Origin of the sequence: Mesorhizobium cantuariense, assembly GCF_042647205.1 — a bacterium.
GTDB classification, from domain to species: Bacteria; Pseudomonadota; Alphaproteobacteria; order Rhizobiales; family Rhizobiaceae; genus Mesorhizobium; species Mesorhizobium cantuariense.
The window spans coordinates 6,826,006-6,844,546 of the sequence record NZ_JBHRVD010000001.1 but is presented as its reverse complement, the minus strand read 5'-3'; the positions used below and the strand labels follow the sequence as shown (position 1 = coordinate 6,844,546).

The window sequence follows — 18,541 nt, the reverse complement described above, 5'->3', positions numbered from 1 at the left end:
GATCAGCCTGCCGCTACGCGGTCAAAGGTGGCGTTATTGAGTAAGCGTGCCAAGGTCAATGGCGGCCGGCTGGAGTTTGTTCCGCCGCAGATCCCGACTCGGGTCGAGCGGCCGCCTGAAGATGAGGGATGGGTCCACGAGGCCAATCTCGACGGCTATCGGACGCAGATCCTCATCAACAATGGCGGCGTGCGTCTTTACAGCAAGGACGGCCGTGACTGGACCACGAAATACTGGCCCATCGCTCTGGCCGTCGATCTGCCATGCCGGACTGCCATTCTCGACGGCGAGGTCATTGTACCGGGCGGACAGGGCGCTCCCGATTGCCCTACGCTGGAAGCCGCGATCTGGAACGAGCCGAGCCGGCTGGTGTTCGTCGCGTTCGACATCCTCCATCTCGACGGCCGCGATCTAGCCTCCTTCCCGCTGCTGCAGCGCAAGCAGGCGCTGCGGCAACTGGTTGAACCTGGCCTCGGCAAGATCCAATATAGCGAGCATTTCGAGGGCAGTGCGCTGGCGATCTTCCGCACCGTCGGAAAAATGGGGCTCGCGGGCATCATTTCGAAGCGCGCCGACAGCCGCTACAGAAGCGGACTGTCAAACACATGGCTAAAGGCCAAATATTTCGAAGAAGCCGATTTCTGAGCGTCAACGAACGCATCTAGCGCAACCGCGGCCTCAGCGTCGGCGCACCTTGTGGCCAAGCGCCAATAGCGGACATTGCCGAGCAGATATTTGATGTCGCCTTTGGGGCCGAGGATCGGGATAGGGGGACGCCTCGCGACGCCGCCCCTCCCACACCACCGGGCATACGGGTCCGTACCACGGCGGTTCGATCGTATTAAGCTTGGGCAGAGACATGAAGTCGAGGGAGACCGAGAGACTCGAAGTAATGGTTGCGCAGGGCCTGTTGGACCGCCGGGTGTCCTGACATGCGCCAGAATCCCGTCGGTGAACCGGCGGCAACCGCAGCTCCGAACTTTGGTACGCCATGACGACGTAGTTCCTTGAAGCGGTTGTGCCCGTTCCCCCATTGCCACCAGAGATACATGCGTAGTCTCCGGCGGGTCCACGCTTCCAAGTTCGTAAGCACCCGTGGGGTCTGGCAGAAGCCAAAGTAGCCGCGCCATCCGATGAGGTATGACTTCAGCTCCTTGATCATCTGCGGCAGACTGATTCCCCGTGTCCGGCGTGTCATGTCCCGGATCAGCGCCTTGAATTTGTCGAGGGCCTTTGGCGCGATGCGCCGTTCGCTCCCGTCATTTGAGATGCTGAACCCAAGGAATTTCCGCTCCTCCGGTCGCGCCACCGCGCTCTTCGCCTCGTTGACCTTCAGCAGCAGCTTCTTGGTCAGGAACCGGCCGACAGAGGTCATGACCCGTTCGCCGGCGCGGCGGCTGCGAACATAGATGTTGCAGTCATCCGCATAGCGGCAGAAGCGGAGACCCCTTCGGGCCAGTTCCTTGTCGAGGTCGTCGAGCAGGAGATTGCTTAGGAGGGGCGAGAGCGGGCCACCTTGCGGGGTCCCCTCGTCCACCGGACGGACCAAGCCATCCTCCATCACCCCCGCATTGAGGAATGCGCGGATGAGTTTGAGCACGCGCTTATCGGATACCCGCGCGGCGACGCGCGCCATCAGGCTGTCGTGATTGACTCGGTCGAAAAACTTTTCGAGATCGATGTCAATCACGTGGCTGTAGCCCTCGGCAACGTAGCGTTGCGATTGGGCTACCGCCTGATGGGCGGAGCGTCCTGGGCGGAAGCCGTAGCTGTGCTCGGAGAACGTCGGGTCCCACTGCTCCTGGAGAACCTGCAGCAGGGCTTGCTGGATCAGTCTGTCGACGACGCAAGGCACGCCGAGTTTTCTGACCCCGCCCTCCGGCTTGGGGATTTCGACCCGCTTGACCGGCTGCGGCTGATAGGTTCCTTCGTGCAATCGAGACCGGATGCTTGGCCAGTGCTCACGCAGGTAGCCCTTGGCGTCATCGATGGTCATCCCATCCACGCCTGGACCGCCCTTGTTGCTTCGAACGCGTTTCCACGCTGTTTCCAGATTCTCTCGGCTACATACCGTCTCCATTAGTTGTTCTGTCCAGGCCGGGCTTTCGGGTGCCGACTTCGCCACGAGTGGTTCGGCCCCTTGGTAACCGCTGACAGGGGCTTCACCCCGGTCCCTCGGTTCCAGGGCCAGTGAGTACTGGGTCTTCTGCCGCTTTCCACTCATGAGTTGCCAGTCCTATTTGCCACTTCCAATCGTTCGGGCCTTCGGTCATCGTTTCCGGCTCGGCCTATCCGTTTGCTCCGCCTTTCGGCTTGGAGTGCCTCACTAGCCTTGCCGACAGCATCACCTACTACGCCCTCTGCTGACTCCTGCATCACGGTCAGGTCACCTTGCGGTTCCCTCAGTTCCGAAGTCGGAACATGACGCAGGCCTCCCCAGGTAAGTTCAATCGCCTTCCCCGCGCACCTGCCGGATCTACAGCCCTGCCCCTTGATGGATATGGACTTCGCGACACGTTGCCCGCTCGTCCGGCCAGGGATGCCTCATATCCGGTTTCTGTTCGTCAGGTCGCGGTTTTGCTCCACGCTTCCTTCAGACACCACCTCGCGGTAATGCCCTTGCGCTTTGCTAAGCCTTCACCTCCATCAGGTTGGCAAGGGGACTTTCACCCCCAAGCGGTTGAACATGCTGGGCACACAACGAACCCGCTGCGCGGGAGGGCGCCTGCGGTTGAGGTAGAGATCAAGAACCGGTCGTCGCGCCCGCGTTGAGCAGGGTTCGGCAAGGGCAGAGCATCACAGGCTTCTTCAACAAGGAGCCTGACTATGCCTCATTCAATTCTCGAAGCTTCGATCAGCCCGTTGCGCCAGCGACTGATCGACGACATGAACATGCGACGTTTCTCACGGGAGACACAGCGCAACTATCTCCGCGACATCGGACGCCTGGCGACATTCCTTGGGCGATCACCAGACACAGCGACCACCGATGACCTGCGCCGGTTTCAGATCGAGCAGCAGGAGGACGGCGTTCCGGTTCCGACGATGAACAGCATCGTGTCAGCGCTGCGCTTCTTCTTCACCCACACGCTCGACCGCCCGGACCTGGCGCGCCGGCTCGTCCGGCTGTCGCATCCGCGTAACCTGCCCGTGGTGCTGAGCCGCGACGAGGTTGCCCGGTTGCTCAACGCCACCACCTGCCTCAAGCACCAGGCGGCACTCTCGGTCGCCTATGGGGCCGGCCTGCGTGTCGCGGAGGTGTCGATGCTGAAGGTCGCCGACGTCGACAGCGAGCGCATGCTGCTGCGCGTCGAACGCGGCAAGGGCGGGCGGTATCGCAACGCCATGCTCTCGGAGGATCTGCTCACGCTTCTGCGTGAGTGGTGGAAGGTCGGGCGGCAGCAGGGCGTAATGCATCGCGACGGCTGGTTGTTTCCCGGGCAGCACGCGATGAAGCCGATCAGTACGCGGCAGCTCTATCGCATAGTCGTCGAGGCGGCCCAATCCGCCGACATCGCCAAGCGGGTCGGGCCGCACACGCTGCGTCACAGCTTCGCCACCCACCTGCTGGAGGACGGCACCGACATCCGGATCATCCAGGTCCTGCTCGGGCACGCCAAGCTCAACAACACCGCCCTTTACGCGAAGGTTGCGACCCGGACGGTGCGTGCCGTGACGAGCCCGCTCGACAAGCTCGGCCTGTTCAAGCCGGGAGAGACCTCGCCCGGTGGCTAATCCGTGCGCGCCTCGATCGAGGTCGCCGACATCTTCCGTGCTGCCGGACCCGCCTACCGGGCCGCCCATGCAGGTCACCTGAGCCTCGTCCAGCTCAAGGTGATGTCGGCGATCGAGCATTGCCGCACCGCAGCCCTCGGCGGTCACGTCGAGGCCTGCGAGGACTGCGGCCAGTGGCGCATCGCCTACAACTCCTGCCGCAACCGGCACTGCCCGAAGTGCCAGGGCGCAGCCGCGCGGACATGGCTTGCCGAGCGCGAGGCCGACCTGCTGCCGGTCGGCTACTTCCATGTCGTGTTCACGCTGCCCGCCGAGGTCGCCGACATCGCCTTCCACAACAAGGCGCTGGTCTACGACCTGCTGTTCAAGGCGGCATCGGAGACGATGCTGACGATCGCGGCTGATCGGAAGCACCTCGGTGCGCGCATCGGCATCACTGCGGTCCTCCACACCTGGGGCTCGGCAATGACCCACCATCCCCATGTCCACATGATCGTGCCGGGCGGCGGCATCGCGCCGGACGGGTCACGCTGGATATCGTCGCGGCCGGCCTTCCTTCTCCCAGTCAGAGTACTGGGCAAGCTGTTCCGCCGTCTGTTCCTGACCCGGCTGGTCGCGCTGCACGACGCCGGTCGGTTCGCCTTCTTCGGATCGGCGGCGCACCTCACCGACCGCCGGGCATTCCTGCGGCACCTGTCGCCGGTCCGGACGAAGCGCTGGGTGGTCTACGCCAAGGCGCCGTTCGCCGGACCGGAGGCAGTGCTCGCCTACCTGTCGCGCTACACCCACCGGGTGGCGATCTCGAACAGCCGGCTGATCGCCTTCGACGAGGCTGGAGTCACCTTCCGCTACAAGATCCCATGAGGGTATGGATAGCGACCGGAGCTGTAATAGAGCGAGGTTGTTTGAACTCTCTGGAGACCCACCATGTCTATTACAACTGATCAATCTGCAGCGCCTGCCGCTATCCGTGTCGAGCTTGACGCAATTTTTATCTCTTTGGAACTGAGCAAATCAGCCTGGCTGATCACCTCGCTGTCGCCGGGTGCCACCGATAAGATGTCCCGGCACACGGTTGTCGGTGGCGACATTGCCGGACTGTTTGTACGTATCGACGAACTCCGTTCCAAAGCGCTGGCCAGGACTGGCAGGCTCTATCGAGTGGTATCTATTCACGAAGCCGGACTTGATGGATTCTGGCTTCACCGCTTACTCGATCGCGAAGATTGGATAGAAAGCCATATCGTGGACGCCGCCTCGATTGCCGTCTCGCGCAAGCGCCGGCGGGCGAAGACAGACCGGATCGACGGCGAGACGCTTATCCGGACGTTGTTGGCCTACAAGCGAGGGGAGCCCCGCGTCTGCTCTATGGTGCGAGTTCCAACCTCGCAGGACGAAGACCGTCGCAGGATCGGTCGCGAGCGCAAAGTACTCGTCGACGAACGAACGCTCCATATCAACCGCATCAAGGGTTTGCTGTTTAGCCAGGGCATTCGGGGCTATGAGCCTGGGCGCCGCGATCGCCGCGAGCGCCTTGAGGAGCTCCGCACGGGTGATGGTCGCGATCTGCCTCGGCACACCAAGGCCCAGCTTCTTCGCGAGCTCGGTCGCCTCGAATTACTGATCGAACAAATCAAGGCGGTGGAGGCCGAGCGTGACGCGGTTCTAGCGCAGGAGAAGGCGGCCCTGACCGAACCCGCAACGATGCTGCTCGGCATAAGGGGGATCGGCCCAGAATTCGCCAATGTCATCTACAGCGAATGCCTGTCCCGGCACTTCGACAACCGAAGACAGGTCGCATCCTACGCAGGACTTGCCGCAAGTCCCTGGCAAAGCGGTTCAATCAATCGTGAGCAGGGTATCTCGAAGGCAGGCAACCCACGTCTTCGAACAGCAATGGTCCAACTCGCATGGCTGTGGTTGCGTCACCAGCCGAATTCGATGCTGAGCCGCTGGTTCCAGGAACGGGTGAAGCACAATGCCGGAAAGCGCAAGGCGACGACAATTGTTGCCCTGGCCCGCAAGCTGCTGGTGGCGTTCTGGAAATATGTGACGTTCGGTGTTCTCATCGAGGGAGCCGCCATCAAAGCCACCTGATGCGACGACAGACGTAAAGTTATTCCCATCCCCAGGGCCTGATTAGCCCTGACGGATCCAGGGGGACGAACCGTGGTAGTCCATGGCTCAAAGCAAGCCGCCTACAAGAATGGTCTCGTCCTTCTGAGCCCTTGCCCGCCGAAAGCGGGATAGTGGTGCAGCCGCTGGGCGGCGACCGGATGTGAGGTTGATCAGGCCCGGATATCGGGCAGTGTCGTGCAACCGGGCTCAGACCGTGGATACCGTCTTCGAATAAGGAACGAATAATGTCGCCATGATGCCCCGACTTGACGTGATGACCCTCATGTGAGGACTATCGCCGCGATGGTGTCGAGCGGCAGCAGGTCATGACGCTTGGCCCCGCCGAGTTCATCCGCCGCTTCCTGCTCCACGTGTTGCCGCGCGGCTTCCATCGCATCCGGCACTACGGCCTGCTCGCCGGCTCCGCCCGCAAGGCCAGCCTCGCGCTTGCTCGCAAACTGCTGAACGTCGCCGTGCCACCCGATGGCAACACGTCGGTCGAGCCAGACGACATCCGCCCGTCATGCCCCTGCTGCGGCGGATGCATGATCGTCATCGAGACGTTCGAAAGGTGGAGGCAGCCACGCGGACCGCCGGACGCAACGGCGACGAACCGGGAGTACTGTTCATGACCCGGCCTGGCCTACTCCAATCAGCCGCAGGCACTCAGCCTCCGGCAACGGACCCACGCGTGTCCATGGTGATCATCAACGCCGACAGGACCGCGCCCAGCTGCCCAATGTCCCGACAACACCGCGCGCAGGCGCAACGAAGCGGCCTGTCCGCATCCATCCCCGCGCTTCCAGGCGGCGGACACGCCATCGCCGACACCTGCCGCAAATCGAAATCCCCATAGCCATCGAATGTGGCCCGCGGGTTCCTTCCTCGGGGACTTTCGTACGCCTGCCGGCGCCCGAAACTCTTCACGATTGCGGACTTGCGGCTTCGAGGCGTGCAATGTGAGAAGCGGACATTCAGGCGCCCCCCACGCATCGAACTGACCCCAACCGGACGTTAGCGGGCAGCGCTGCGCCTGGCTTTTCAGCGCCTTGGCGTAGAGACAGTGCAGTCCCTTGTCGCGCCTCACATGCTCGAAATCGACGTCAATGGTCCACTGGCGAAGCCCGCACACTCAACGTAGTGTTAACACGCGCCGCTTGTGTGGGAGGGGCCCGCATGCTTCTTCGAAGCTGGATAACCTTCTCGGTAGTCATAGCCCTGCTGCAGGCCGTCGTGGGTCTGCTTTCGGTTCTCCAGCACAATGCCGTGCTTTCCGACCTTCTAAGGCAGCGAATTTCCGTCATTGCTCAGACGACGGCAACGTCGTTCAAACCGATCATCGACCTTGGCCTGCCGCTCTCCATGATCCGCAACGGCGACGCCATCGTCGCGCGGCCGCTGGAGATCGACGATCAGGTCAAGGCAGTCCACGCGCTCAATCCGTCGGGAATCATCGTCTACACCACCGATGCGTCACGGCCAAAGGAGGTTCCGCACGAGGTGCTGCAAGCCATGCGGTTGTCGAAGAGCGTCAAATGGAGCACTGAGACAGCCGAACAAATCTACAGTGGGTTCAACGTGGTGGGTCGTGATGGCGCCACCAGCGGCGCCGTGGTTGTCGCCTACCCGAAGGACCGGCTCCAAGCGGCGTCACAGACCATGGTGGCCAAGGTCGTCCGCACCGCTCTGCTGATCTGGGCCGCCTTCTCGGCGCTGTCCTACCTGCTGCTGAGGCTGCTTCTCGGAACCCCCCGGCGCCGGCTTGCCCGCCTGGAGGGCATTGCCCGCGGCGAACCCGATGCGGAGACCAGCACCAATGGCAATCTGCGGACGGGTGGCCCCGGCGCGTTCTGGCGTGATCTCTTCGGCCCCCAGATCCGCCAACTCGGCGCAAACCTTTCAGACGCGAGACGGCAGTATGATGAGGCCAGCCGGGAACTCGGCGCCTTCGCATCACCGGTTGCAGAGGACAGGCGCCCCGAGGGCGAAGGCACGGTCATTGCGGCCAACCCGGCTCCTGAGACCGAGATTGCGTCCAACCCCTTGCGCTCGCTCGCCCGGCAGATCGCATCGCGTCTGACCCCGCTGGCTGCGGTGCTGATGGTGAGTTCCGCCCTTGTTCTGGGCATCATCACCCTGGGCAATGTCAATCGCTCCATTGAGCCTGAGCTGTCGGCCCGCACAAACCTAATTGCCACGGTCGTTGGCGAAGACGTCCAGCGCGCACTGGCGACGGGCGTGCCGCTGGATGGTCTCGTCAACGCCGAGAGCTATTTTGGCGATATGCTCAAGCAATTGCCCGAGATCGCATACGTCGCGGTGGCCACGGGTCGGGTGGTGCTGGAGGTCGGCAAACCGATCGACCCTTATCTTGCTCCGCCGCGCGAGCGCAAAGGCGTGCGCAGCCACCCGATCATGCACGATGGCAAGGAAATCGCCTACGTGGTGATCGATGTCGACCCCGCCTTCATCGCCAAGAAGTTCCTCGACGTCTTTCTCGATATGGGCGTCGTCGTGGTGGTCGCCGTGTTGATCGCCTTCGAGATCATGGTGCTGATGAGCAGCCGCTCACTGACAGCCGCTCTCGATCGGTTGCAGCGGCTGGCGGCGATGCAGGCGGCGGGGGACTTCTCCAAGCGAGTGGTGGTGGGCGCCCGGACCGCCATCGACCGCGCCACCCAGATACTGGTCGAGCGCACCGAAGGCCTCAGCGCACAGTTCGCCGCGGCATGGCAAGGCGTCGACGGTTCTCAAGCGAGGGGAGCCAGGCTCGCCGCATTGCAGGCGCGCTACGGTCTTTCACTGAACGGGCCGACCACCCTGCGCTTTTCCTATTTCACCGATCTGCGGCTGGCGCTGTTTCTGTTCGCGGCCGCTGACGAACTGCCGCTTTCCTTCATGCCGCTCTACACGAGGGCGGCACACAATCCCTTTCCGTGGCTTCCCGAGAGCGTGCTGATCAGCCTGCCGCTCGCCGGATACCTGCTCGCCATCGTGCTGGTTTCCCCGTTTGCACGGCCGCTTGCCGGCTGGCTCGGACCGCGGAGGCTGCTGATCCTGGCTGCGGCGCCAACAATCGCCGCCCATCTTTGGCTCTATTGGGCAAGCAGCGTGCTCGAGATCGTGGCGTCGCGCACCATTCTCGGGGTGGGCTATGCCTTCGTGACGCTCGCTTGCCAGGACTACGTGATCGACAACACGCCGCGCGACGAGCGAGACCGGTCGCTCGGAATGTTCTCGACGGTATTGTACGGGGGGATATTCTGCGGCACGGCGCTGGGCGGGGTGCTGGCAGACCGGCTGGGCCAAACCAACGTGTTTCTGCTCAGCGCCATCCTGGTCGTGGTCTCGGCGCTGCTGATCTTCTCGCTGGTCGCCGAGACCGGGGGGCGGGAAGCCGGACCGCTGGCGCGAGCCGCGCGGCAGCCGCTGCTTGCCTCGTTGCGCAACTGGCATTTCGCCGCGCTGGTGTTCGGCATCGCCATCCCCGGCAACGTCTGGCAGCAGGCATTCATTTCCTATCTCGTGGCCTTGACGCTCGATTCCCTCGGTGCCTCGCCGGGGGATATCGGACGCACGCTGATGGTCTACTTCCTCGCGATCGCCCTCGTTGGTCCGCTTGCGGGGCGCGCGGCGGAGAGAGGGATTCCGGTGTCTGCAGTGGCCTTGTCGGGGGGGCTTCTCGGCGGCATCTCGCTGCTGACTGCCGCCGTCTGGCCGAGCCAGATCGCCATCTTCCTTGCGGTGCTGGGCTCAGGAATCGGTAACGGCATGGTGCGTGGATCGCAAGTTTCGCTCTCGATGTCGATCGCTGAGACGGAGCTGAAGCATCTGGGAGTCGATCCGGTTCTGGGTGCATTGCGAACGGTCGAGCGCTTCGGCAGCATCGCCGGCCTGCTACTGGTCGCAGCTGTCGCGGGCCTCTATGGCTACGCCGTGGCGACGGCAACCGTGGCGGGGCTCGCGCTTGGCGGCGCCATACTGTTCGGGCTGTCGGTCCTGGGCAAGCGAGCGGCGCGGGGCCCGATGGCCGGCGCATAGACCTCGGAAGTAATTTAGCTGGCACTGAATTGGTTTGCCGGTCAGGACCTGACGGCGTTAAACTGGCGTCCGGCGCCTCGGGGCGCATCATGGGGAATCGTCGTGAGATCGATCGTACGCGGACTGCTCCCAATGGCCCTATGTGTTATGCTGACCGCCCTGGCCCATGCGGCGGACAGAAAGCAGATATTGGGCATCTTCTACGAGGGATGCGAAAATGTCTGCGAAGGGTTCAAGGCGGGGATCGCAAAGAGTGGCTTCGCCGCGGACGTCACGATCGTCGACCTGGCGCAAGACAAGTCGCGCATACCCGCCGCAATCGCCCAGGCCCGGGCGATGCCGGCCGACCTCGTGCTTACCTACGGCACGAACGGGACGCTTGGCGTCATCGGCACGCTGAACGATGTGGGCAATCCCGCATTTCTCACCGAGATTCCCGTCGTCTTCGTGAAAGTTGCCGACCCTTTCGGCACGCACATCGCCAAGGCCTTCGAAGGCAGTGGACGCGCCAATGTCGCTGGAACTTTCAACCGGGTGCCGGAAGCAATCAACATCGAGATTGTCCGCCAGTACGATCCGACGTTCGACAAGCTCGGCCTCCTCTACAACTCCAACGAACGCAATTCGGCGATCACGGCGGAAGAACTCAAGAAAGTTGCGCCGACGCTCGGCATCGAGCTTGTTGCGCTCGAAATCGACCCCGGCAATGACGGCGTGCCGGACGTCGCCCGGATTGCGGAGCGCATGGCCGAGTTGCGCGCGCAGGGGGTCCGCTGGCTTTACGTCGGATCGAGCTCGTTCCTGAACGCCAATGGCGAGTTGTTCACGAAGACGGCGGTCGACAACGGCATCGCCGTGGTCAGCCCCTACGAGCCGCTGGTGCGCGAGCACCATGCGATGCTCTCCATTGCGGCGCGGTTGGAAGATGTTGGGCGTCTCGCGGCAGAACAGGCACTCAAGATTCTGCGCGACGGGGCGACCCCTGGAGACCTTCCGATCCTGCGGGCAACGGACTTCGCCTATGTCGTGAACATGGAGGTCGCCAAAAAGCTGGGCCGCTATCCGCCGTTTGCCTTTCTGCAAGTGGCCGAGGCTGTGAACAACTGACCCTTGGGGGCAGACGAATAGCACCACGGGACACGGGATTGGAACGCCCGATTCTGGCGTTAGTTGAGGTGCCAGGCTGGAGAGTTTCAATCATGAGCTATGCCGCGTGGCTAGCCTATGTGCATCTCGCTGCCTGTTACTTGGCGTTGCCGTAAGCCAAGTTACAGGAAACCATCAACGGAACCGAGCGAGACAGAAGTTAGAACAGAAGAGATAAGTCTTCGCGCCAGGGCTCGCGCACGTCCGGAAATGGCGCAACCTCGACCTCCAATTTCGCTGTCGGCGACAGTCTGCTTTCAGGCAGTGGCAAGGGCACCTGAACGGCCGCATGGCGGCGCAAAGCGGTCGTTCACGTCGCGCCGTGCGTGAGTCAATTCAGAGTCAAAAGTTGACCTTCAACCGGCGGAAACCTTGTACTAAATGGCCACCAGCCGGCAAATCTTGCTTGCTACTCCGCCTCCAGCTTCCCTTTCAGCTGCGCCCGTGCGTCGCGGATCGAGGCGGCGTAGGTCACCAGCGGACGCTTGACGCCGTGGTTGATCAGCATGCGCCGTATCTGCGGCGCGGCACCTGAAATGATGAAGCGGACACCGGCGCGCTTGGCCTTGTGGGCGGCGCCCTCGATGACATTGGCCGCCGTCGAATCGAAGAACGGCACGGCCGAGCAGTCGAGGATGAAGTTCTTGCGCTGGTCGGCGATGCGGTCGAGCACGGTGCCGACGGTCGACGCGGCGCCGAAGAAGAAGGCGCCAGAAATGCGGTAGACGACGGTGTCGGCGTCGGTCGCCTCGCTGGAATCGTAGGCGTAGGTGCTGTCGGCGACATCCTCCTGCACCAGCGGCTGATCGGCCTCGACCGCAATGGACTTGGCCATGCGGTCGATGAACAGGATCGACCCCAGCACGAAGCCGACGACGATGCCTTCGGTGAGATCACGGAAGATGACGAGCAGGAAGGTCGCCGTCAGCACCAGCGCGTCGCCGCGCGAGGTGCGCAGCAACGTGGCGAAGGCCTGCTTCTCGAACATGTTCCAGCACACGACCGCCAGCACCCCGGCAAGGGCGGCGAGCGGGATGTAGCTGGCGAGCGGCGCCGCCACCAGCATCAGCGCGAGCAGGATGGCGGAGTGGACGATGCCCGAAACCGGTCCGTGGGCGCCGGCCCGCACATTGGTCGCGGTGCGGGCGATGGTGCCGGTGGCGCAGATGCCGCCGAACAGAGCGGACGCGATGTTGGCGAAGCCTTGCGCCACCAGTTCGCAGTTGGAACGATGCCGCCGGCCCGTCATCCCGTCGGCGACCACCGCCGACAGCAGCGATTCGATGGCGCCAAGCAAGGCAAAGGCAATGGCATCCGGCAGCACGTCAATCATCCTGTCCAGGCTGATCGGCGGCAAGGCAGGCATTTGCAGGCTGCGTGGGATACCACCGAAGCGGGTGCCGATCGTCTCCGCAGGCAGCGAGAGAAGCGCCACCACCAGCGATGCCAGCCCGATGGCGATGAGCATGGCGGGCCATGTCGGCCGCCAGCGCTTCAGGCCAGCGATGGTGAAGATGGTCAACACCGCCACGAAGGTCGCCGCAGGGTTGATGGTGCCGGCCGCCTCACCAACCGCGATCAACTTCGGCACCAGCGGTCCCGGCTCCTTGCCGGCAAGCTTCAGCCCGAACAGTTCGACGATCTGCCCTGAAAAGATGATGACGGCGATGCCGGCGGTGAAGCCGACCGTCACCGGATAGGGAATGAACTTGATGTAGGTGCCGAGACGGAGATAGCCGATGGCGAGCAGGAAGACGCCTGCCATCATCGTTGCCAGCAGCAGCCCATCGATACCGACCCGGGCAACCGTCGCGGCCACCAGCACGATGAAGGCGCCGGCCGGCCCGCCGATCTGGAAGCGGCTGCCGCCGAGCGCCGAAATGATGAACCCGCCGACGATCGAGGTGTAGAGGCCGCGCTCGGGAGTCACGCCCGAGGCGATGGCGATCGCCATCGACAACGGCAGCGCGACGATGGCGACCGTCAGCCCGGCGATGGCGTCCGCCTTGAAGTCTGCGAGCGTGTAGCCCTCGCGCCAGACCGTCACCAGCTTTGGCGTGAACAATTCGGAAAATGTCGGCTTTGCCGACCTTTGGGCCGACCTTTGGGCCGACTTCTGGGCCCGTTGATGCGCTGCCCGCTGCGTCTGATCCATGGACTGCCTTCCGCACCCTGAAAGGCGGCGGGATCGTCGGCAGGACTGTCGGCGGTCGCCGTCGCGACTTTATGCCGGCTCAGCCTTGGGATCTGGCGGCACGACAGGCTTGATGCGCACGCCCCTGCCGCCGCGCTCGCTGGTCTGGTTCTCGCCGATCAGTTCCACCCCGGCCTCGTCGAGGGCCTGGATGACCTTCATCAGCGTGTCGACCACGCCCCTGACCACGCCGTCGCTCGCCTCCATGCGCTGGATGGTCGGAAGCGAAACGCCGGCGCGCTCGGCGAGCGTCTTCTGATCGATGCCGGCCAGCGCCCTTGCGGCGCGCATCTGCGCGGCAGTGATCATCGGCCGGTATCCCCGTCTGAGTCTGCGGTATCAACGTATAATACAGTCATGTTGATGTTTCAACCATCATAATACATATATGAAACATGTATCCTCTCGGGAAGCCGGATGGCGGGGAGCAAGATAAGCATGCTACGCTGGCCGTCAGTGCCGGGAAGATATCTACGCAACCTTCCCTTTTCAGCATCGACCAAGGGGTAGCCGTTGAAGATTTCCAGGGCTTTGATGACATCGGCAGCCTTGCTGTCGGCGGTTTTCCTGTTGGCGGGTTGCGGGCACGGGCTGATCAACCGGCTGATCTAGTCTCCAGTCTCGCTGTCGCCGTTCAGGCGCTGCCCGCGCCATCGCTGCCACGCCCGGGCAGTGAGCCAGCACAGCATCGCCCAGACGAAGCCGGCGCACCAGCCGGCCAGCACATCCGACGGCCAGTGCACACCGAGATAGATGCGGCTGATGCCGACCAGCAGCGTCGTCAGCACCGCCAGCGACAGCACATAGATCTTGGTGGTTCGCCCAGGCAGGAAGCGCGCTGCCAGCGCGCCCAGCGTCAGATAGGTCACTGCCGACAGCATGGCGTGGCCGCTCGGAAAAGACAGCGTCGTTTCGTTGACGAGATGCGAGACGAGTTCGGGGCGCGGCCGGTCGATGCCGGCTTTCAGCAGGCTCGACAGCACCTGACCACCGGCCACCGCCACGAAGATGAAAAGGGCGGTCGCCGGCCTGCGGATAAGCAGGAGATAGACGATTACCGCCGTTACGATCAGCACCAGCACGCTGCCGCTGCCCAGACTGGTGATGTCGCGCATCGCCCCTTCCAGCCAGAGCGGGCCGATCGGGCTGTCGGGCTGGCCCGCCTTGCGGAAGGCGAGCAGGATTTCGGTGTCGAAGGCGTGCGGCGTGGTGGCACGCGCCACCTCCATCAATTCCTCGAACGCCCACAGCCCGCCGGCGATGACCAGGCCGGCCAGCAGCACCGGGAATTCGACCCGGTTGAGCAGAGCGTTCGCGGCGTTCTTCATCGGCAATTCGCCCGTTACAATCGCCCTTGCAGATAGGGTCCAAGCGTGATCAGCGCCACCGCGGCGATTGCCAGCATGATGCCGGTCGCCTGCAGCGCGTTGACGCGCTCGCCGAAGAAGATCAACGCGACGACATTCACCGAGACCAGCTGGATGACAGCCGAGAGGCTGAACGACACCGACATGCCGAATTCGCGGATCAGCCGCAGCATGATCAGATTGCCCAGCGAATAGAGCGCCAGCGTCAGCGCGATCTTTCCCAGGCTCGGCGCCAGGCCCCATTGCTTGGCCGCCGTCGCCGCCAGCAGGAAAATCACCGTCGAAAAGCCGAGCTGCAGCAATCCCGAAAAACTCAACGTCCCGTCCCCTCTCGAAGCGGCTCCGCCGCGTGTGTCGCGGACGTTGTTTCCGAAGCGCGCCGGGACGTCAAGCGACCCTCGATCAAACGTAGCTCTTGGCAACGGCAAGACGGAAGCTCAATGTACAGCTATCGCCCAGTCTGTCGATTGAAGGGCGGTCAGGGGTTCATGATTCGTATAGTTCAAAACCTGGTGCGACGCTGGAGCGAACTTTCTCTTGCCCTGCAATTCGTCGTTGCCGGCGGCTTTGGCCTGCTGGCCGTCATGCTGGTGGTGGGCGCCTGGGTGACGGCGCAGATCCGGGAGGGCGTCATCCGCAATTCAGCCGCCACGACGGCCCTCTATGTCGACAGCGTGATTGCGCCGCTGCTGCCCGACCTGCGCAAGGACCAGGAACTCAGCGACTCCGTCAAGCGGGCGCTCGACGAGACGCTTGGCCAGGGCGCGCTCGGCAAGCGCCTCGCATCGTTCATCCTCTGGCGACGCGACGGCACGGTTCTCTATGCGAAGGAGGCGGCCCTGATCGGCCGCCGCTTCGGTCCGAACGACGATCTGCGTTCCGCCTTCGAAGGCAATGTCGTTGCCGAATTCAATACGTTCGATGACGATGAAGGTGAGGAGAAGGCTTCCGGCCTGCCATTGCTGGAGATCTACAATCCGGTGCGCGAGCCCTGGTCCGGCGAAGTGGTGGCCGTCACCGAATTCTACGAGATCGCCGACGACTTCCAGGCCACACTGTCTTCCGCTCTGTGGTCGAGCTGGCTGATCGTGGCCGGCGCGACCCTGGCGGCATTCCTGCTTCTGTCGGGCATCGTCCTGCGCGGCAGCCGCACCATCGACGATCAACGCGGGGCGCTGCGCCGTCAGGTGTCGGAGCTGCAGGGTCTGGTGACACAAAACAGCGCCTTGCGACTGCGCGTGCAGCGGGCCTCCCGCCGCGCCACCGCGCTCAACGAAAGATATCTGCGCCGCATCGGCGCCGATCTTCATGACGGTCCGGCCCAACTCGTGGCCCTGGCGGCGCTGCGCATGGACAGTCCGATATTTTCCGGCGACGCCCATTCGGGCGAAAGCCGCTCGACCGAGGTCGCGATGATCCGTAAGACGCTGGAGGACGCGCTGCGCGAAATACGCGGTATCTGCACCGGGCTCGTCCTGCCGCAGATAGAGACGGCTGCCGCGCCGGACATTCTGCGGCTGGCCGTCAACGAACACGAGCAGAGGACGGGGACGTCGGTGACACTCACGCTGACCGGACATCTGCCGGAGCCCGGCGCCTCCGAGAAGATCAGCATCTATCGTTTCGTGCAGGAAGGGCTGAACAATGCCTATCGCCACGGACGAGGCAAGGATCAAGCGGTGAGTGCCGGGATGAAAGGCGGCAGGCTTTTTGTTGAAGTATCGGACGGCGGCCCAGGTTTCGATCCGGCACGGGCCGAAGGTCTCGGTCTGGCCGGCCTCAGAGAGCGGGTCGAAAGCATTGGTGGCCAGTTCGAAGCCTTGACCGGGCCGCAAGGCACGCGTTTGGTGATCCGTCTATCGATCGAGGAGCAAGCATGACTGGTGTCATTCGCATCGCCATTATCGACGATCATCCCCTATTTCGCGAGGGTGTGACGCGCAGCCTGTCGGAGATCGGAGGCTTCGAGGTGGTTGGCGAGGGGGCCACGGCGCAGGATGCCGAACGCATCGCCGCGACCGTGCAGCCCGACATATTGTTGCTCGATATCTCCATGCCGGGCGGCGGTCTGGCCGCGGTTGCAGGCATCCTCGCCGGCCATCCCGCCCAGAAGATCGTCATGCTGACCGTTTCGGAGGCCAATGCCGATGTGACCATGGCCCTGAATGCAGGGGTGTGCGGCTATGTCCTCAAAGGTATCGGATCGCGCGCGCTTGCCGACATCCTGCGCAACGTGGCGGCCGGCGAGAGCTATCTTTCGCCGACGCTGTCGGCCCGGCTGCTTTCGGATCTCCAGTCCCAGCAACCCACCAACGGCATAGCGGACCGCCTGCGGCAACTCACCGAGCGGCAGACGGAAATCCTGCGGCTGGTGGCTGAGGGGCTGAGCAACAAGGAAGTCGCCTTGCGGCTGGAGCTTCAGGAGAAGACCGTCAAGCATCACATGACCGGCGTGCTGTCGAAACTCAATGTGCGAAACCGCACTGAAGCAGCCTTGATGATGCGTGAGGCGCGCGACCACGACAGGAACCGTACTTAACAGTTCAGCGCTTCAACCAAACCCGAACCGCTCCAGGGACTTCAGTCATCGCGGTGCCGGAAAATCGCGCGGCGCCGGCCTAAAAACGAGGTCACCTCCGCCGGGGGGCGGCGGAGGTGACATGTGAAGCCGGCCGTTGCCTGTTGGCAAGCTTCACAAGGCCTTGAGACGGCTGACATCGGCCGGCGTGGCCCGACGGTCGATGATCGTGCGACCGAGCGCATCCTCCATGCTGAAACGACCGTTCTCGAGCTTTTCCGTTATGCCGTCGGGATGCCGAACTGTGATCTTGTTACCTGTCACGTCGACCTTGTCGCCGGTCGCGGCATTGACATGACTCGCGCTCTTACCCTGATTGGATCCCGATTTGCCGTTGTTGCCGCTGTTGCCCTTCCCGTTGCCGCTATTACCGCCGCTGCTGTTGCCGCCGCTGTTACCGCTGTTGCCGCCGCCGGAATTGCCGCCGTTTCCGTTTCCACCCCCGCCATTGCCGCCCTTGCCAGCCTGTGCGCTGGCAGCGTAGATCCCGGGAACGGACCCGTGGAAGGCAATTTGATAGGGAGCGATGATCAACGCCAGCGCGGCCGCCAATCTGAGCGCAAGCCGGCAACAACGGATCGTGACCGATCTGTGCATCCTGATCTCCGACGATTGAGCCCGGCGCGCCCACCCCAACGTTGCAGTTGCAACCAACATCGCCGAAAGACGTGGTGCCCGGAAGCGACCTCCGACCGTTGCGGTTGTCACCCAGGACCTTTGCAAGCGCAAGGTTGGACTAAAGTCCTATTCGTATGCTATATTAGCTTCGCATGAACGGCGCCGCGACCGCCATCGCCGAACGGGAGACTGGCTTTCCCCATGCCTGGTGGCGGCAGACGCCGAACATCAAGTCACCTCCGCCGGGGGCGGCGGAGGTGACTTGTGAGGCCGGGCCGCTAGATGCTGGCCTTGCCTCATAATGCCTCGAGGCGACTGAAATCGTCCGCCGTCGCCGGACGTTCGACGATCGTGCGCCCGAGGGCATCCTTCATCTCGAAACGACCGTTCTCTATCTCTTCCTTGATGCCGTCGGGATGCTCGACCTCGATCTTGTTGCCGTCCACATCCACCTTGTCGCCGGTGGCTGCATTGACATGATGGCTGGCTCCGCCGTTGCCGGATCCGGAATTGTCGGTTCCGCCATGAGCGTTACCGGCGCCATTGTTACCGCCACCGGCCCCGGAATTGCCGCTGTTTCCGCTGCCACTTCCACCGTTTCCACCACTTCCGCCATCCTTGGCGTGCGCGGCCGCGGCAACGATGCCGGGAGCGGAGCCGTGGAAGGCGAGTTGATAGGGGGCGATGGCCAGCGCCAATGCCGATGTCGCTCTCAGAGCCAGCCAGCGATAGCGGGTGGGGATC

Annotated in this window: 14 protein-coding genes and 2 pseudogenes; 9 read left to right on the top strand and 7 right to left on the bottom strand. The window is 63.3% G+C overall.

Features of this window, described 5'->3' with window-relative positions:
* Positions 1-36: 36 nt before the first annotated feature.
* On the top strand, positions 37-645 hold the full coding sequence (locus tag ACFOJ9_RS33475; RefSeq protein WP_378985620.1) for an ATP-dependent DNA ligase: 609 nt from the start codon (positions 37-39) through the stop codon (positions 643-645).
* Positions 646-841: 196 nt separating this feature from the next.
* On the opposite strand, the gene ltrA is transcribed toward ACFOJ9_RS33475, so the two are convergent.
* Positions 842-2,080 (bottom strand): group II intron reverse transcriptase/maturase, encoded by a 1,239-nt coding sequence (gene ltrA, locus ACFOJ9_RS33470; protein ID WP_378988218.1) that lies wholly within the window; start codon positions 2,078-2,080, stop codon positions 842-844.
* 746 nt (positions 2,081-2,826) lie between these two features.
* Between ltrA and ACFOJ9_RS33465 the strand changes: the two genes are divergently transcribed.
* The 6 genes and pseudogenes from ACFOJ9_RS33465 (at position 2,827) to ACFOJ9_RS33440 (ending at position 11,001) form a co-directional block, all read left to right on the top strand.
* On the top strand, positions 2,827-3,735 hold the full coding sequence (locus ACFOJ9_RS33465; RefSeq protein ID WP_378982693.1) for a tyrosine-type recombinase/integrase: 909 nt from the start codon (positions 2,827-2,829) through the stop codon (positions 3,733-3,735).
* Between the two features lie 3 nt (positions 3,736-3,738).
* A pseudogene (locus tag ACFOJ9_RS33460) lies at positions 3,739-4,590 on the top strand (IS91 family transposase); the annotation flags it as partial.
* Positions 4,591-4,662: 72 nt separating this feature from the next.
* Positions 4,663-5,832 (top strand): IS110 family transposase, encoded by a 1,170-nt coding sequence (locus ACFOJ9_RS33455; RefSeq protein ID WP_378977626.1) that lies wholly within the window; start codon positions 4,663-4,665, stop codon positions 5,830-5,832.
* A 308-nt stretch (positions 5,833-6,140) separates the two neighbouring features.
* Positions 6,141-6,485, top strand: a pseudogene (locus ACFOJ9_RS33450) (transposase); the annotation flags it as partial.
* A gap of 544 nt (positions 6,486-7,029) precedes the next feature.
* Complete coding sequence (locus tag ACFOJ9_RS33445; RefSeq protein WP_378985618.1) at positions 7,030-9,894, top strand: MFS transporter; 2,865 nt, start codon at positions 7,030-7,032, stop codon at positions 9,892-9,894.
* Positions 9,895-10,041: 147 nt separating this feature from the next.
* Positions 10,042-11,001: an ABC transporter substrate-binding protein gene (locus tag ACFOJ9_RS33440; RefSeq protein WP_378985616.1), complete on the top strand. Its 960-nt coding sequence runs from the start codon at positions 10,042-10,044 to the stop codon at positions 10,999-11,001.
* A 448-nt stretch (positions 11,002-11,449) separates the two neighbouring features.
* Here the strand turns inward: ACFOJ9_RS33440 and ACFOJ9_RS33435 are convergent, their stop codons facing one another.
* The 4 genes from ACFOJ9_RS33435 to ACFOJ9_RS33420 all read right to left on the bottom strand — a co-directional run bounded on the left by ACFOJ9_RS33435 (position 11,450) and on the right by ACFOJ9_RS33420 (position 14,918).
* Positions 11,450-13,195 carry a SulP family inorganic anion transporter gene (locus ACFOJ9_RS33435; protein ID WP_378985614.1) on the bottom strand — a complete coding sequence of 582 codons (1,746 nt, stop codon included), beginning with the start codon at positions 13,193-13,195 and terminating at the stop codon, positions 11,450-11,452.
* Between the two features lie 69 nt (positions 13,196-13,264).
* Entirely contained in the window at positions 13,265-13,543 is a 279-nt protein-coding gene (locus tag ACFOJ9_RS33430) for a helix-turn-helix domain-containing protein (protein WP_378985612.1), read from the bottom strand.
* Positions 13,544-13,842: 299 nt separating this feature from the next.
* Complete coding sequence (locus ACFOJ9_RS33425; RefSeq protein WP_378985610.1) at positions 13,843-14,562, bottom strand: phosphatase PAP2 family protein; 720 nt, start codon at positions 14,560-14,562, stop codon at positions 13,843-13,845.
* A 14-nt stretch (positions 14,563-14,576) separates the two neighbouring features.
* Complete coding sequence (locus ACFOJ9_RS33420; RefSeq protein WP_378985608.1) at positions 14,577-14,918, bottom strand: hypothetical protein; 342 nt, start codon at positions 14,916-14,918, stop codon at positions 14,577-14,579.
* A 171-nt stretch (positions 14,919-15,089) separates the two neighbouring features.
* Between ACFOJ9_RS33420 and ACFOJ9_RS33415 the strand changes: the two genes are divergently transcribed.
* A complete protein-coding gene (locus tag ACFOJ9_RS33415) occupies positions 15,090-16,481 on the top strand; it encodes a sensor histidine kinase (RefSeq protein ID WP_378985606.1) in 1,392 nt (463 codons plus the stop codon).
* The gene (locus tag ACFOJ9_RS33410; RefSeq protein ID WP_378985604.1) at positions 16,478-17,140 is read left to right on the top strand and encodes a LuxR C-terminal-related transcriptional regulator; all 663 of its coding nucleotides are present in this window, start codon (positions 16,478-16,480) and stop codon (positions 17,138-17,140) included. Before ACFOJ9_RS33415 ends, ACFOJ9_RS33410 begins: the two co-directional genes overlap by 4 nt.
* A gap of 153 nt (positions 17,141-17,293) precedes the next feature.
* On the opposite strand, the gene ACFOJ9_RS33405 is transcribed toward ACFOJ9_RS33410, so the two are convergent.
* Both ACFOJ9_RS33405 and ACFOJ9_RS33400 read right to left on the bottom strand, forming a co-directional pair.
* Entirely contained in the window at positions 17,294-17,776 is a 483-nt protein-coding gene (locus ACFOJ9_RS33405; RefSeq protein WP_378988215.1) for a hypothetical protein, read from the bottom strand.
* A 317-nt stretch (positions 17,777-18,093) separates the two neighbouring features.
* Positions 18,094-18,495 (bottom strand): hypothetical protein, encoded by a 402-nt coding sequence (locus ACFOJ9_RS33400; protein WP_378985602.1) that lies wholly within the window; start codon positions 18,493-18,495, stop codon positions 18,094-18,096.
* Positions 18,496-18,541: the final 46 nt, after the last annotated feature.

Bases quoted from the DNA above. Each gene is read 5' to 3' on its own strand.
- ltrA (WP_378988218.1), bottom strand. From the start codon at position 2,080: ATGGAGACGGTATGTAGCCGAGAGAATCTGGAAACAGCGTGGAAACGC.
- ACFOJ9_RS33465 (WP_378982693.1), top strand. From the start codon at position 2,827: ATGCCTCATTCAATTCTCGAAGCTTCGATCAGCCCGTTGCGCCAGCGA.
- ACFOJ9_RS33455 (WP_378977626.1), top strand. From the start codon at position 4,663: ATGTCTATTACAACTGATCAATCTGCAGCGCCTGCCGCTATCCGTGTC.
- ACFOJ9_RS33445 (WP_378985618.1), top strand. From the start codon at position 7,030: ATGCTTCTTCGAAGCTGGATAACCTTCTCGGTAGTCATAGCCCTGCTG.
- ACFOJ9_RS33440 (WP_378985616.1), top strand. From the start codon at position 10,042: ATGCTGACCGCCCTGGCCCATGCGGCGGACAGAAAGCAGATATTGGGC.
- ACFOJ9_RS33435 (WP_378985614.1), bottom strand. From the start codon at position 13,195: ATGGATCAGACGCAGCGGGCAGCGCATCAACGGGCCCAGAAGTCGGCC.
- ACFOJ9_RS33430 (WP_378985612.1), bottom strand. From the start codon at position 13,543: ATGATCACTGCCGCGCAGATGCGCGCCGCAAGGGCGCTGGCCGGCATC.
- ACFOJ9_RS33425 (WP_378985610.1), bottom strand. From the start codon at position 14,562: ATGAAGAACGCCGCGAACGCTCTGCTCAACCGGGTCGAATTCCCGGTG.
- ACFOJ9_RS33415 (WP_378985606.1), top strand. From the start codon at position 15,090: ATGATTCGTATAGTTCAAAACCTGGTGCGACGCTGGAGCGAACTTTCT.
- ACFOJ9_RS33410 (WP_378985604.1), top strand. From the start codon at position 16,478: ATGACTGGTGTCATTCGCATCGCCATTATCGACGATCATCCCCTATTT.
- ACFOJ9_RS33405 (WP_378988215.1), bottom strand. From the start codon at position 17,776: ATGCACAGATCGGTCACGATCCGTTGTTGCCGGCTTGCGCTCAGATTG.